Source organism: Desemzia sp. FAM 23988, assembly GCF_045528365.1.
Taxonomy (GTDB): domain Bacteria; phylum Bacillota; class Bacilli; order Lactobacillales; family Carnobacteriaceae; genus Desemzia.
Genome location: NZ_JBGQQS010000014.1, coordinates 25,931 through 39,227, shown reverse-complemented (window position 1 = coordinate 39,227; position 13,297 = coordinate 25,931). Strand labels below are relative to the sequence as shown.

Here is a 13,297-nt window from a genome sequence, read left to right as displayed (position 1 = left end):
AAAACCTATGGCCCAGTCCCTATACATACCAAGAGTATACCTCTTAAAACTGTTCTAACTGACGTGCTTCATCAAAACAGCACTTGATATAGAATTATTTTTCTACTGCAGAAGAAGTGATTAAATCAATAGCTTTTTTCAATGAAATGTCGTGTTTCAACATATCAGGAGTCAAAGCATTTCTTACAGCATCCACTTCCATACCGTATTCTTCAGAAAGATTTTTGATTTCTTCTTCAACTTCTTCATCAGAAGGCTCAAAGTTTTCTTTTTCAACAATAGCTTCTAATACTAAGTTTGTTTTCGTTCTGAATTCTGCATCAGTTTCCATTTGTTTGTGCAAGTCTTGTTCTGTAGTACCAGTGATTTGGTAGTACATTTCAGGAGATACACCTTGTTGTTGCATGTTGTTTAAGAAGGATTCCATTTGACGGTGAACTTCGTCATGTACCATTGAATGTGGAATTTCTTCGATTGTTGCATTTTCTACTGCTTGACGAATAGCTGCATCTTCAACAGCTTCTTCAGCTGAAGCTGTTTTAGCTTCTGTTAATTGTTTTTTCACTTTTTCTTTTAATTCGTCAAGAGTTTCAACATCTTCGTCTACATCTTTAGCGAATTCATCATCTAATTCAGGAAGTTCTTTTGCTTTAACTTCGTGAACTTTAACGTTAAATACTGCTTTTTGACCTTTCAAGTCTTCAGCTTGGTAGTCTTCTGGGAAAGTTACGTTAACTTCCACTTCATCTTCAGCTTTTTTACCAACTAATTGGTCTTCGAATCCTGGAATAAATGAGTTTGAACCTAATTCAAGTGAGAAGTTTTCGCCTTTTCCACCTTCAAAAGCTTCGCCGTCCTTAAATCCTTCAAAATCGATCACAACAGTATCGCCATTTTCAGCTGCTTCTTCTTTTAAAACTAATTCAGCTTGAGCGCTGCGTTTGCTTTCTAAGTTTTGAACTACATCTTCGTCAGTTACTTCACGGTCTTGTTTTGGAACTTCAAGACCTTTATAATCACCAAGTTCAACTTCTGGTTTTACAGTGATTTTAGCTTCAATTTCCCAAGCTTTTCCAGTTTCCATGCTTTTCACATCGATTTGTGGTTGGTCAACTGGTTCAACGCCTGTTTCTGCTAAAGCAGCTTCATAAGCGTCTGGTAAGACAGCGTTCAATGCATCTTCATATAACGCTTCTTCCCCATACATTTTGTTAAATACTTTACGAGGAACTTTCCCTTTACGGAAACCTGGTACTGATAACGTACCTTTAACTTTGTTAAAAGCTGTATCGATTCCTTGTGTTATTTGTTCTTGTGAAATTTCAAATGATAGAACACCATCATTTTTTCCTGTTTTTTCCCATTTTGCAGTCATGTAAATTACCCTCCGAAATATTCTATTTTCATAGTCTTTTGAAGACTTGCATACTTTTTCATATTACACTACTTATGCGGTTTTGTAAATAAAAATTGCTTTTGAATCCCTGACAAATAAGAAATTTTTCTCTGTAATAGACGTTCTTTGATCTATAGACAGCTTAAGATAACATCTGTTCAATTTCTAAATTCAATCGATTGATCCAATCAGCCATTTTTTGAATTTCCTTATCATCTTCAGACTCATTTTTAGATTCTATGTCGTACCGTCTAAAGCTCAAGGAAATCCATTCGTCAGCATCGGTAATCACTTCTTCAATATAAGGATGCAGCAATAAAAAATACAAATTCATTTCTTGAAGCAAAGCGTGATACAACGAGGGATTATCATCTTCAAACTTTTCTTTTAATCCTTCAATGACAGCTTCAACGACTCTTTCATCTTCTAATGAAGTTAATTTTGCAGGAGTGACCAATCTTCTTTGCTCAAACCAATACAATTCAAATTCTTCGTCTACTTGATGATCAATTAAGATTTCCAGCACCGTACTTTTTACGATTTCATTGACAAAAGGGTTCCTTAAAATGCTTCTTGCTCCTAATGCATACCACTCTTTGTCCATTTCTTTCATGTCTTTGACCAAAGCGGCTTGGTGCTCAAAAGATTTATCCCCCATTGCTAATATCTCTTTCAACAATTCTTGATTGTGTTTCTTTTTCTCTTGCTGTTGTTTGTTTTTTTCGTGCTCCAAAGCAATTTTAGTAGCTTTCCACATTTCTTTCGTCGATGTGCTCAGATTGTGTTGTGCTGTTTTCTTTTGGATAATTCGCTCAGCTTCAACGAACAACTGATTTTTGATTAAAAGTGTAGTGTATAAACTATACAAACTTTCTTCATTTTCATAAAGTTCTTTTTTATCATCTGCGATCTCTTTTGCAGTTTCATAGTCTTCCAGTTGATACAGTGCTGATACATACATGGCATTCACACTTGGTTCTTGACGAATAGCGTATGCTTCTTTAAAAAAACGACAAGCTTCTTCTATATTGCCTACTTGAAACATTTTGACAGCTTTTTTTAGATACAGCTCATAATTATTTGGAAAATCGATCCGTTCTCCCATGGTTCACCTTCTTTGCACCATTTTGCTTGCGCTAGCAAAAGTTTTTTTAGCTTCCTCAATTTTAGAGAGCAGCTGGTTGATTATTCACACCAGCAACTTTGCTGCAACGTATGTTTTCAGTTTAACACACCACACGAAGTTCTGTGAATAAAATCCTTGCTGCACGAAAAAACTTATCTTTCTACTATAAAATAGAAAGATAAGTTTTTTTGTCTAGTTATTTTAAAACGCTCTAAATTTTTTATACCGTTCATTAACTAATTCTGTAGCTGTTTTCTTGGACGCAACAGATAAAAAGTCGGCTATCTCTGTTTTTAAGGTAGCGAGAATTTGTTCTTGGGCCAGACGCTCACCTTCGATAGATTCAGAAATAATTTTGTCTATCACAGACAAATCCATTAAGTCATCTGGTGTCAGCTTCATTACTTCTGCTGCTTCCTTAGCTCGTGAAGCATCTTTCCAAAGAATAGACGAAAATCCTTCAGGCGATAATACAGAATACATTGAATTCTCCATCATCCATACTTCATTTCCCATAGCCAAAGCTAAAGCTCCGCCACTTCCACCTTCTCCAAGAATAATCGAAAGAATAGGAACTTTTAATTGACTCATTTCGAGAAGATTTCGTGCAATAGCTTCTCCTTGACCTCTATCTTCTGCCTCAACGCCACAATAAGCTCCGGCAGTATTCACAAAATTGATGACAGGACGGTTGAATTTTTCTGCTTGTTTCATCAAACGCAATGATTTTCGATAGCCTTCAGGATGAGGAGAACCAAAATTGCGACGAATATTTTCTTTGAGTTCGTGTTCTTTTTGGTTTCCGATCACCGTAACTGCTGTACCATTTAAAGTAGCAATTCCGCCAACGATAGCTTTATCATCACGAAATAAACGATCACCGTGTAATTCTATAAAATCTTCAAAAATTTCTGATACGATATCCAGCGTGTTTAAACGGGATATTTTTCGCGCGCGTTCTACGATTTCAATGGCTTTTTCCATTTAGGGCACCTTCTTTGTCAACGCTGTTTAAAAAGCTGTTTTATTCATGTAATTTAAGTATTGATCCCAACATTTGTTTCAATTCGCTTCTTGGGACGATTTGGTCGATAAATCCATTTTCCATAACCGATTCAGCTAACTGAAAATCATCAGGCAATTTTTCTTTAATGGTTTGTTCGATCACACGTTTCCCAGCAAATCCAACTAATGCTCTAGGTTCAGATAAAATAATGTCTCCTTGCATAGCAAAACTAGCTGTTACGCCGCCTGTGGTAGGGTCTGTCAACACAGTGATATACAGAAGACCGGCTTCGCTATGTCGCGCAATAGCTCCGCTTATTTTAGCCATCTGCATTAAAGAAATAATCCCTTCTTGCATTCTGGCACCACCAGAAGCAGTAAAAATAATCACAGGCAATTTTTCTTCTGTAGCTCGTTCAACTGCACGCGTAATTTTCTCTCCGACGATGTGACCCATACTTCCCATCATAAACGTCGAATCCATTACGCAGATGACTGTATGATGGCTATTTATTGCAGCTTTACCCGTGACAACTGCTTCATTCGAGCCGGACTTATTTTGTGCTTGTTGCCATTTATCTTCGTATCCGGGAAATTCTAACGGATTTGACTGCTCCATCACTTTATCCCATTCCTCAAAGCTGCCTTCATCGGCAATCAATTGAATCCGCTCGGTTGCACAAATTCTAAATGAATATCCGCATTCTGGACAGATTTTATCATGACCTAAATCTTTGGTATAAATTGATTTATGACACTGAGGACATTTGGTAAACATTCCGTCTGGTACAACGGGAATCGCTGTATCTTCGGTTTGTGTTCGATCCACATGAATGGGAATGTACACTCGTTTCTTCTTAAACAGTTTCAATTTATCACCTCTGTAAAAAGTTCTTACTTTCTTCGATTTAATTAATCAATACGAGGCACCCAATTTTTAAGAAAATCCGTTTCTAAATAACTAGTGTCGTATTCTCCACTAATAAAAGTGGCATCATTTAATAAATCTTCCTGAAAGAATTGATTGGTTATGATTCCTTCTATAACAAGTTCACCTAATGCACGTTTCATTTTAGCTATGGCTTCCGGACGATCCGCACCTTTAGTGATGATTTTTGCAATCATCGCATCATAATAAGGAGGGATTTCAGCACCTTGGTACATGGCGCTTTCCACCCGCAAACCGAGCCCGCCTGAAGGAACTAGTAAATAGTTTAATGTTCCAGGGGAAGGAGCAAAATTAAACGCTGGATTTTCAGCATTGATACGACACTCGATCGTATGTCCTGTTAGTCTAACATCTTCTTGTTTCAAAGACAATTCTTGACCAGAAGCAATTAAAATTTGCTGTTTGACAATATCTACTTCAGTCGCCATTTCCGTAACGGGATGTTCTACTTGTATACGGGTATTCATTTCCATAAAGTAATAGTTGCTATCTACATCTAACAAAAATTCAATCGTTCCCGCATTTTGATAATGTACATATTTAGCTGCTTTTACAGCAGTTTCTCCTAGCAACTGTCTTTGTTCTTCATCGATCGCTACAGAAGGAGATTCTTCGATAACTTTTTGATTTTTACGTTGTAAAGAACAATCACGTTCTCCAAGATGGATCACATTCCCATGATTATCCGCCAGAATTTGAACTTCTATATGACGCGCATGTTCAATGATTTTTTCCATATACATATCATCATTTCCAAAAGCAGCTTTTGCTTCAGATTTAGCGTTCACATAAGCAGTTTCTAGTTCTTCTTCATTCGCTACACGACGCATCCCTTTACCGCCACCGCCAGCACTGGCTTTCAGCATCACAGGATACCCAAGACTTTTAGCTGCAGTTTTAGCTTCATCCATAGAATGAATGAATCCTTCACTACCTGGAATAACAGGTACACCAGCTTCGATCATTAGTTCTCTGGCATTTGCTTTATCTCCCATTTGATGAATGGTTATCGGTTTTGGACCAATAAAAACAATATTCATTTCTTCACACATAGTCGCGAACGTACTGTTCTCAGATAAGAATCCAAAACCAGGATGAATCGCTTGAGCGTTTGTGACTACTGCTGCACTTAATATAGATTGCATATCCAAATACGAATCGGTTGCTTTTGCAGGTCCAATACAAATAGCTTCGTCTGCTAATTGCATGTGTAAAGCGTCTCGATCTGCTTCGGAATAGACGGCGACTGTTTTAATCCCCAGTTCTTGACACGCACGTATCACACGTACGGCAATTTCGCCTCTATTTGCAATAAGAATTTTATTTAACATAGGCTTAACGTCCGATAATAAATGTCAATTCGACTTCGCAGACTTTTTTCCCGTCAACGTAAGCGACACCTTTACCGATTCCTGCATAATCTTTTAATTTCACGATGTCTACATGTAACATCAACTGGTCGCCTGGTTGAACTTTTTTACGGAATTTAACTTTGTTCATTCCACCTAAATAAGCTGTTTGTCCTTTAAATCTGTCTAGTGACAATAGAGGAATCGATCCAGCTTGAGCCAATGCTTCTAAGATGTAAACTCCAGGCAATACAGGCTCGCCAGGGAAATGCCCTTGGAAAACTTCTTCATTGATGGTGACATTTTTTAATGCTACCACATGTTCACCAGGTGTCATTTCTTCCACACGGTCGATAAAGTAAATTGGGAAACGATTGGGGATTAATTTTTGGATCTCTGCTATATTCATTTTAGTCATTTCTAAAATTCCTCCTTAAATAATGTAAAAAGCGGTTAAATCAGCCCTAATCAACTCTGAATAACGCTTGGTTGTATTCTACAACTTGACTGTCTTCAATCAGAATTTCAGTAATCGTTCCATCTACTTCACTCTTGATTTCATTCATTACTTTCATAGCTTCTACAATACAAAGTGTTTCGCCAACTTTTACAGTATCTCCTACTTTTTTAAACTCAGGTTTTCCTGGTTCTGGAGATAAATAAACCACTCCTACAATCGGAGATAAAATCTCTTCCCCTGCGGCAGCCGGAGTGCTTTCCGTTTCCCTCACAGTGACGGATTGATAGCTGCTTTCGTTGTTGTAAGCTGTTTCGTTTACAACAGGGCTAATTGTTTCAATTTTTGTGTCTTTAGTCATTGATTGAGAAGTAGCAGAATTTTTGCTCATTTGAACGGTTACGTTGTCCATTTGCAATTGAAATTCTTTTAGAGAAGACTGATCAACCAAATGCAGCAACTCTTTTACTTGGTTAAAGTCCATCTATTTTCCCTCCCATTTTTTAAATAAGGTTACGGCATTGTGTCCACCAAAACCTAATGAATTGTTTAGAGCGTATTGAATCTCTTTTGCTCTACCTTCATTTGGAATGTAGTCTAAATCACATTCTTCATCCGCTACTTGTAAACCGATGGTTGGAGGAAGGAAGCCTTCTTGTAAAGCTTTCACACAAGCTACTGCTTCGATACCACCAGCAGCACCCAATAAGTGACCCGTCATACTCTTAGTACTTGAGATAGCTACTTGCTCAGCTGCATCCCCTAAAGCGTATTTAATGGCTTTCGATTCTGATGAATCATTGGCTTGAGTACTTGTTCCATGAGCGTTGATGTATCCGATATCCGCTGGTTGAATATTTGCTTCATCCATAGCTAATTTCATCGCTCTACCTGCTCCGCTGCCATCTGGTGATGGAGCTGTCATGTGATAACCATCTCCGGTTGCACCATATCCAACGATTTCTGCATAAATAGTAGCACCGCGTTCAATAGCATGGTCAAGACTTTCCAACATCAATACGCCGGCGCCTTCACCCATAACAAAACCATGACGCTCTTTGTCAAATGGAATCGACGCACGATCAGGATCAGTACTAGTTGATAGAGCATTCAATGCTGCAAAACCAGAGATTCCGATTTCATTTACCGTTCCTTCTGCACCGCCAGCAATAATAATATCTGAATAACCATGTTTGATATTACGGAAAGCTTCTCCGATAGAGTTGTTTCCTGATGCACATGCTGTAACGATAGACGTATTGATTCCACGTGCACCAATGGCAATGGAAATATTTCCAGCTACCATGTTTCCAATTGCTAAAGGTACGAACAATGGAGCAACGCGTTGTGGACCTTTAGTGTGCATTTTAATGATTTGCTGTTCCATAGCGTTCAATCCGCCAATACCAGAACCTACAATGACTCCAAAACGATCCATGTCTGTTTTTTCTACATCAATACCGCTCATTTCAACAGCTTGAACAGCAGCTGCAACCCCATATTGTGAGAATTCATCCATACGTTTAGCAACTTTACGGTCCATATAATTTTTTGGATCAAAATCTTTTAATTCTCCAGCAACTGAGATCCCAGTTTCGCTAGCATCAAATTTAGTGATTTCTTTAATTCCGTTCTTTCCTGCTTTTAAGCCTTCCCAAAAGGTTTCAGCTGAGTTACCCAATGGAGTAACTGCACCCATACTTGTAATGACTACACGATTCATTTGTGTTCGTCCTCCTTATTATTAACCGTTCATGACCATTCCACCGTCAACATTGATGACTTGGCCTGTAATATAGCGGTTTTCGCTTAAAAAGACTGCTAATCTGGCTACATCTTCCACGTTTCCAAAACGTTTCAATGGAATTTGACCAACAGCTTGTTCTTTCATTTTATCTGACAATACATCTGTCATTTCTGTTTCAATAAAACCTGGAGCAATCGCATTAACAGTGATTCCTCTAGCTGCTAATTCTCGTGCTGCTGATTTAGTTAAACCCACAACACCAGCTTTACTGGCTGCATAGTTGGCTTGGCCAACGTTTCCTACTAAGCCCACAACACTGGACATATTAATAATTGTGCCGCTTTTTTGTTTCAGCATCACTTTTGAAGCATGACGAATCGTATTGAATGTCCCTTTTAAATTGATATTGATGGCTTGGTCAAAATCCTCTTCTGCCATTCTCATCAACAACATATCTTTTGTGATACCGGCATTGTTCACAAGCACGTCTACACTACCAAAAACTTCTTTCGTTTCTTCAATCAACTTTTGAGCAAAATCAAAGTCGCTTACATCGCCTAAGATTGTATGCGTTTTAGCTCCTAAACTTTCCAATTCATTCAACAAACTTTCTGCTATCGGCTTCCGACCGTTCAAAACGATGTTTGCGCCAGTTTTCGCAAATTCTACAGCAATAGCTTTTCCAATTCCTCTAGAACTTCCAGTTACAATAACAGTTTGATTTTTTAGATTCATATCCTCATCCTTTTTCTGCTATCTTCATGTTTTACGCAAGTTTTTGCAGCGTTTTTTCAAGCGATTTTATGTTTTCAACATTCATGATTTGTACTGTTTTATCGATTTTTTTGATAAAACTGCTTAATGTTTTACCTGGACCGATTTCAATAAAGGTATCTACACCCATATCGATCATTTTTTGTATGCTATCTTCCCAATAGACTGGAGACATCACTTGTTTGACCATTAATTCTTGAATAGCTTCAGCGTCTTCAATGGGTTTAACAGTGGTATTACTGATAATGGGAATACTAGGATTCATTATCTTGACCGTTTTGATTTCTTCTTTTAATTGTCTAGCTGCTGGTTCCAATAGACTGGTATGAAAAGGTCCACTGACTGTCAGCGGCACTACACGTTTAGCTCCAGCTTCCGACAATCGCTTGCTCGCTATTTCAACAGACTCTTTTAATCCTGCAATAGCAATTTGTCCAGGCATATTGTAATTTGCTGGAGAGACAACCCCATATTCCTCAGCAACTTCTTGGCAAATTTGTTCAATAATCAAGCGGTCTAATCCCATAACAGCAGCCATCGCACCTTCTCCAAGTGGAACTGCCTCAGTCATGTATTGGCCTCTTTTTTTCACTAATTGAAGAGCCTCCGGGAACGACAATACTCCTGCTTTCACAAATGCACTGTATTCTCCTAAGCTCAGACCAGCGACTACATCAGGTTGTAGTCCTTTTTCGGTCAATAAAGCATCAATGGCCATACTGACGGTTAAAATAGCCGGCTGTGTATACATCGTTTGATTTAATAGATCATTTTCTTCAAAACAAAGAGACTGCATATCTAATTGCAATGCTTCACTTGCTTGTTGGAAAATATCTTTTACGCTGTCATACTCTTCGTAAAGTTCTTTTCCCATACCTGCATATTGAGCACCTTGACCACTATATACAAATGCTGTTTTCATCAGTTTCACTTCCTAAAAAAAGAACTAGAAAACTATCGGAAGCAAAAAGAACTTCTTTTAGCTTTCTAGCTAATATAATGTGGCTGGTTGTTGTAAGAGTCTATGCCTCTAACGAACTAGCTTGTTTACGAATAATATCTTGGTATTCAGTCATTAATTCTTGAATGATTTCATGACAACTTTGTTCTTTTTTCACTAAACCGGCACTTTGACCAGACATGAATGAACCAGTGTCTTTATCTCCATCAATAACCGCTCTTTTCAATGCGCCTTTCCCCATTGCTTCTAAACGATCGAAATCTGGATTTTCATCACTCGTGATCTCTTTTTCTACTTTTAAGTATTGACGAGTCAATTTATTACGCAACACACGAACAGGATGTCCGGTAATTTGTCCTGTAATAACCGTGTCAATATCTTTTGCTTTGATAATAGCGTCTTTGAAATTTTGATGAACGGTACTTTCATTCGCCACAACAAAACGAGTTCCTAACTGTGCAGCTGAAGCTCCCAACATAAACACGGCTGCAACACCACGGCCGTCAGCAATACCTCCAGCAGCAATAACAGGAATGTTTACCGCATCTACAACCTGAGGCACTAAGTTCATCGTAGTTGTTTTCCCGATGTGTCCCCCAGCTTCCATTCCTTCACAAATAATGGCATCTGCGCCTTCATTTTCCATACGTCGCGCTAAAGCAACTGAAGCCACTACTGGAATAACTACTGTACCGACTGCTTTGAATTGAGCCATATACCGACCAGGAGAACCTGCTCCTGTAGTTACCACTTTTATGCCTTCTTCACAAACTACTTTGACAACATCTTCTACATATGGTGAAAGGAGTAATACGTTAATCCCGAAAGGTTTGTCGGTTAAAGCTTTTGTTTCATGAATCAATTCACGAACTGTTTCTCCTGTCGCATGTCCACACGCCAGAATCCCTAACCCTCCAGCATTTGATACAGCACTTACAAGACTAGGATTCGCTACCCAAGACATCGCACCTTGAATGATTGGGTATTTTATTCCAAGTTTTTTTATTAAATCTGTCTGCATACAGATATTTCCTTCTTTCTATATGTAGAATTATTTTTTCGCGATTTCAGCTTCTACAAAGTTTACGATATCTTGTACGGTGTTCAATCCTTCTTCTGATTCAATTTTAATATCAAATTCGTCTTCGATATCATTGATGATTTGGAATAAGTCTAAACTATCTGCTTCTAAATCTTCACGGAAGTTGGTAGTTAATTGTACTTCTTCCTCGTCTTTATCTAATTGGTCCATAATAATTTCTTGAATTTTTGAAAATGTCATTGTTGTTTCCTCCATTAATGTATAATATATTTTTTATAGTTGGATGAGCATGGATCCCCATGTCAATCCCCCTCCAAAACCTGTTAACACAATCTTTTCGTTGCTTCCCAAAACCAATTTCTTTTCAGCAACCAATTCATGTAAGAGCAGCGGGATACTTGCTGCTGATGTATTCCCATATTTGCTGATGTTGACAGCAAACAACTCTGGTGAAATTTTTAATTTTTTTGCGATAGCTTTTAAGATCCGCTCATTCGCTTGGTGAGCCACTATACATTCTACATCCTCGAAGGGAGTATTGGTGTCGCTTAACAGCTTTTGAATGCTTTGTGGAACGCTGCGTATAGCAAAATCAAAAATGCTTCTGCCTTCCATTTGTAATGAATACTGATGCTCAGCTTTTTGCGAACTCCATTTTTCAGAAAGAGACAAGGTTCCTGCAGTAAGCGCGTTTCCGCGGCTTCCATCAGCATGAATGTCTTCTCCTAAAACAAACGATTCGCCTGGAGTATGTTTTAATAACACACCGCCAGCTCCATCACCAAAAAGAACAGCAGTACTTCGATCATTCCAGTCGATAATCTTCGACATGACTTCTCCGCCCAGAACTAAACCGTAACGGTAACTGCCTGACTGCATCAACTTATCGGCTATCGATAAAGCATATACAAACCCTGAACAAGCAGCGTTGACGTCAAACGACATGATTGAATGAGCACCTATTTTATCTTGCACTAGGCTGGCTGTAGAAGGACTCAAGTAGTCAGGAGTCATTGTTGCAACAACAATGAAATCCACTTCTTCAGCTTGTACACCTGCATTTGATAAAATATGCTGAGCGGCTTTGGCACATAAATCTGACGTATTTTCAGTTTCGCTGATATGACGTTCTTTAATACCTGTGCGGCTTGTTATCCATTCATCAGAGGTCTCTAAAAATGTTTCTAACTGTTCATTGGAAATAATTCTTTCTGGTACGTAACTTCCTGTACCGACTATTTTAGTTCCCATTCCATTCAACTCTGTTCTCTATAAAGAATTTTTTGTGCGATCTAGGAATAGATGTAAGTTTCTCAAACCTTTTACTAAAATTTCTGCTTCTTCGTCGCTTAAATCACTAAGCGTTTCTTTGACCATGTCACGATGAAATTTATCGTGCAGGCGGTAGAGCAGACGTCCTTTTTTAGTCAGTCCAAGTTTTACCACTCGTCTATCTTCTTCGCTTCTAATACGTTCGACATACCCTTTTTTCACTAAATTGTTTATTGATACAGTTAGTGTACCTACAGTTACATAGGTTCTCTTAGCTACTTCTGTGGTGGTGTTTTCTCCGTACATTCCAATGGCTTCGATTGTGTGCATCTCTTTAATAGATAAATCATTAAATCTACTGCCTTTTAAAGCATTTTCTTCAATAATTAAGACTTCATTGAATATCTTAACTAAATAAGGATTTATCTCATTGACAATTTTATCCACATCTCTCCTCCCATCTGATGAATATCCAAAACAGAATTTAGTTTGAACATCAAATTGTTTGACAATCAAAATACTAATTCATTTTAGTTTGACTGTCAATAAAAATTCGCAACTTTTTTTGACAAGAACTCAAAACAAGCTATATATCAGCATTTTAAGAGAAACTATTTTGAAACCCAAAGTAACGTAGAACCTGAAAAATATCTCTTTTACTATTTTTTCTAAAAAAACAAAAAAAGCTGGATCTGATTTAAGATCCAACTTCTTAACGTGTATTTTTTTAGAGAACAGTTTGTTCAATATCTTTAAAATTAACAATAGTTCTATCTTCCATTAAATCTTTCATTTTTTCAGAAGATAAGTCCCAGGAGATATCTACAACAGCACTATTTTTCAATAGTTTTGTAATGACACCTGCCATTTTTTCATCGCGGAAAGTAAAAATAATTTTATCTCCCACATCTGGTTTAAAAGACAACTTAATCTCTTCAATCATCTCAACAGCTTCATTATAGGGTACTCCTAGAAGAGTTGCAATTCTCGAATTGCTTGCTCCTTTTCTAAGTTCCACTTCAACTAACGATTGAATCTCTTTGGTAATTTTATTACCCATTTAATCCCCTCATTTCTTCAACTCTACAAAGAATGTAACTTAAAAAAATAATCTTTTACTCTCAAACTCCTCTTTCATTATAACACAATTATAATTTTTCGCAAAATAACTAACGTTTCTTTAATTTTCCTTTATTTTTAGTCCAGAAAACAGAAAAAC

Annotated in this window: 15 protein-coding genes; all 15 read right to left on the bottom strand. The window is 37.7% G+C overall.

Going from position 1 to position 13,297, the window contains the following annotated elements:
* Positions 1-94 precede the first annotated feature (94 nt).
* Positions 95-1,375, bottom strand: a complete 1,281-nt coding sequence (tig, locus tag ACEN4L_RS08900) for a trigger factor (RefSeq protein WP_407097208.1) — start codon at positions 1,373-1,375, stop codon at positions 95-97.
* A 163-nt stretch (positions 1,376-1,538) separates the two neighbouring features.
* On the bottom strand, positions 1,539-2,501 hold the full coding sequence (locus ACEN4L_RS08895; RefSeq protein ID WP_407097207.1) for a hydrolase: 963 nt from the start codon (positions 2,499-2,501) through the stop codon (positions 1,539-1,541).
* 222 nt (positions 2,502-2,723) lie between these two features.
* A complete protein-coding gene (locus ACEN4L_RS08890; RefSeq protein WP_407097206.1) occupies positions 2,724-3,506 on the bottom strand; it encodes an acetyl-CoA carboxylase carboxyltransferase subunit alpha in 783 nt (260 codons plus the stop codon).
* A gap of 40 nt (positions 3,507-3,546) precedes the next feature.
* On the bottom strand, positions 3,547-4,398 hold the full coding sequence (accD, locus tag ACEN4L_RS08885) for an acetyl-CoA carboxylase, carboxyltransferase subunit beta (RefSeq protein ID WP_407097205.1): 852 nt from the start codon (positions 4,396-4,398) through the stop codon (positions 3,547-3,549).
* A 41-nt stretch (positions 4,399-4,439) separates the two neighbouring features.
* The gene (locus ACEN4L_RS08880; protein WP_407097204.1) at positions 4,440-5,807 is read right to left on the bottom strand and encodes an acetyl-CoA carboxylase biotin carboxylase subunit; all 1,368 of its coding nucleotides are present in this window, start codon (positions 5,805-5,807) and stop codon (positions 4,440-4,442) included.
* A gap of 4 nt (positions 5,808-5,811) precedes the next feature.
* Positions 5,812-6,234, bottom strand: a complete 423-nt coding sequence (gene fabZ, locus ACEN4L_RS08875) for a 3-hydroxyacyl-ACP dehydratase FabZ (RefSeq protein WP_204211168.1) — start codon at positions 6,232-6,234, stop codon at positions 5,812-5,814.
* A gap of 55 nt (positions 6,235-6,289) precedes the next feature.
* Positions 6,290-6,766: an acetyl-CoA carboxylase biotin carboxyl carrier protein gene (accB, locus tag ACEN4L_RS08870; RefSeq protein ID WP_407097203.1), complete on the bottom strand. Its 477-nt coding sequence runs from the start codon at positions 6,764-6,766 to the stop codon at positions 6,290-6,292.
* The gene (fabF, locus tag ACEN4L_RS08865) at positions 6,767-8,005 is read right to left on the bottom strand and encodes a beta-ketoacyl-ACP synthase II (protein ID WP_407097202.1); all 1,239 of its coding nucleotides are present in this window, start codon (positions 8,003-8,005) and stop codon (positions 6,767-6,769) included.
* A 21-nt stretch (positions 8,006-8,026) separates the two neighbouring features.
* Entirely contained in the window at positions 8,027-8,764 is a 738-nt protein-coding gene (gene fabG, locus ACEN4L_RS08860) for a 3-oxoacyl-[acyl-carrier-protein] reductase (protein WP_407097201.1), read from the bottom strand.
* A 31-nt stretch (positions 8,765-8,795) separates the two neighbouring features.
* Positions 8,796-9,725, bottom strand: a complete 930-nt coding sequence (gene fabD, locus ACEN4L_RS08855) for an ACP S-malonyltransferase (RefSeq protein ID WP_407097200.1) — start codon at positions 9,723-9,725, stop codon at positions 8,796-8,798.
* Positions 9,726-9,825: 100 nt separating this feature from the next.
* Positions 9,826-10,785: an enoyl-[acyl-carrier-protein] reductase FabK gene (fabK, locus tag ACEN4L_RS08850; RefSeq protein ID WP_407097199.1), complete on the bottom strand. Its 960-nt coding sequence runs from the start codon at positions 10,783-10,785 to the stop codon at positions 9,826-9,828.
* A gap of 30 nt (positions 10,786-10,815) precedes the next feature.
* Positions 10,816-11,046, bottom strand: a complete 231-nt coding sequence (locus ACEN4L_RS08845) for an acyl carrier protein (protein ID WP_407097198.1) — start codon at positions 11,044-11,046, stop codon at positions 10,816-10,818.
* Between the two features lie 33 nt (positions 11,047-11,079).
* Complete coding sequence (locus tag ACEN4L_RS08840; protein WP_407097197.1) at positions 11,080-12,057, bottom strand: beta-ketoacyl-ACP synthase III; 978 nt, start codon at positions 12,055-12,057, stop codon at positions 11,080-11,082.
* Between the two features lie 18 nt (positions 12,058-12,075).
* Positions 12,076-12,525, bottom strand: a complete 450-nt coding sequence (locus tag ACEN4L_RS08835; protein WP_407097196.1) for a MarR family winged helix-turn-helix transcriptional regulator — start codon at positions 12,523-12,525, stop codon at positions 12,076-12,078.
* Positions 12,526-12,805: 280 nt separating this feature from the next.
* A complete protein-coding gene (locus ACEN4L_RS08830) occupies positions 12,806-13,138 on the bottom strand; it encodes a DUF2187 family protein (RefSeq protein ID WP_407097195.1) in 333 nt (110 codons plus the stop codon).
* Positions 13,139-13,297: the final 159 nt, after the last annotated feature.

Coding starts and splice junctions, on each gene's coding strand:
- ACEN4L_RS08845 (WP_407097198.1), bottom strand. CDS start 11,046: ATGACATTTTCAAAAATTCAAGAAATTATTATGGACCAATTAGATAAA.
- fabK (WP_407097199.1), bottom strand. CDS start 10,785: ATGCAGACAGATTTAATAAAAAAACTTGGAATAAAATACCCAATCATT.
- fabF (WP_407097202.1), bottom strand. CDS start 8,005: ATGAATCGTGTAGTCATTACAAGTATGGGTGCAGTTACTCCATTGGGT.
- ACEN4L_RS08895 (WP_407097207.1), bottom strand. CDS start 2,501: ATGGGAGAACGGATCGATTTTCCAAATAATTATGAGCTGTATCTAAAA.
- fabD (WP_407097200.1), bottom strand. CDS start 9,725: ATGAAAACAGCATTTGTATATAGTGGTCAAGGTGCTCAATATGCAGGT.
- tig (WP_407097208.1), bottom strand. CDS start 1,375: ATGACTGCAAAATGGGAAAAAACAGGAAAAAATGATGGTGTTCTATCA.
- ACEN4L_RS08890 (WP_407097206.1), bottom strand. CDS start 3,506: ATGGAAAAAGCCATTGAAATCGTAGAACGCGCGCGAAAAATATCCCGT.
- fabZ (WP_204211168.1), bottom strand. CDS start 6,234: ATGAATATAGCAGAGATCCAAAAATTAATCCCCAATCGTTTCCCAATT.
- ACEN4L_RS08830 (WP_407097195.1), bottom strand. CDS start 13,138: ATGGGTAATAAAATTACCAAAGAGATTCAATCGTTAGTTGAAGTGGAA.
- ACEN4L_RS08840 (WP_407097197.1), bottom strand. CDS start 12,057: ATGGGAACTAAAATAGTCGGTACAGGAAGTTACGTACCAGAAAGAATT.
- ACEN4L_RS08880 (WP_407097204.1), bottom strand. CDS start 5,807: ATGTTAAATAAAATTCTTATTGCAAATAGAGGCGAAATTGCCGTACGT.
- accB (WP_407097203.1), bottom strand. CDS start 6,766: ATGGACTTTAACCAAGTAAAAGAGTTGCTGCATTTGGTTGATCAGTCT.
- fabG (WP_407097201.1), bottom strand. CDS start 8,764: ATGAATCTAAAAAATCAAACTGTTATTGTAACTGGAAGTTCTAGAGGA.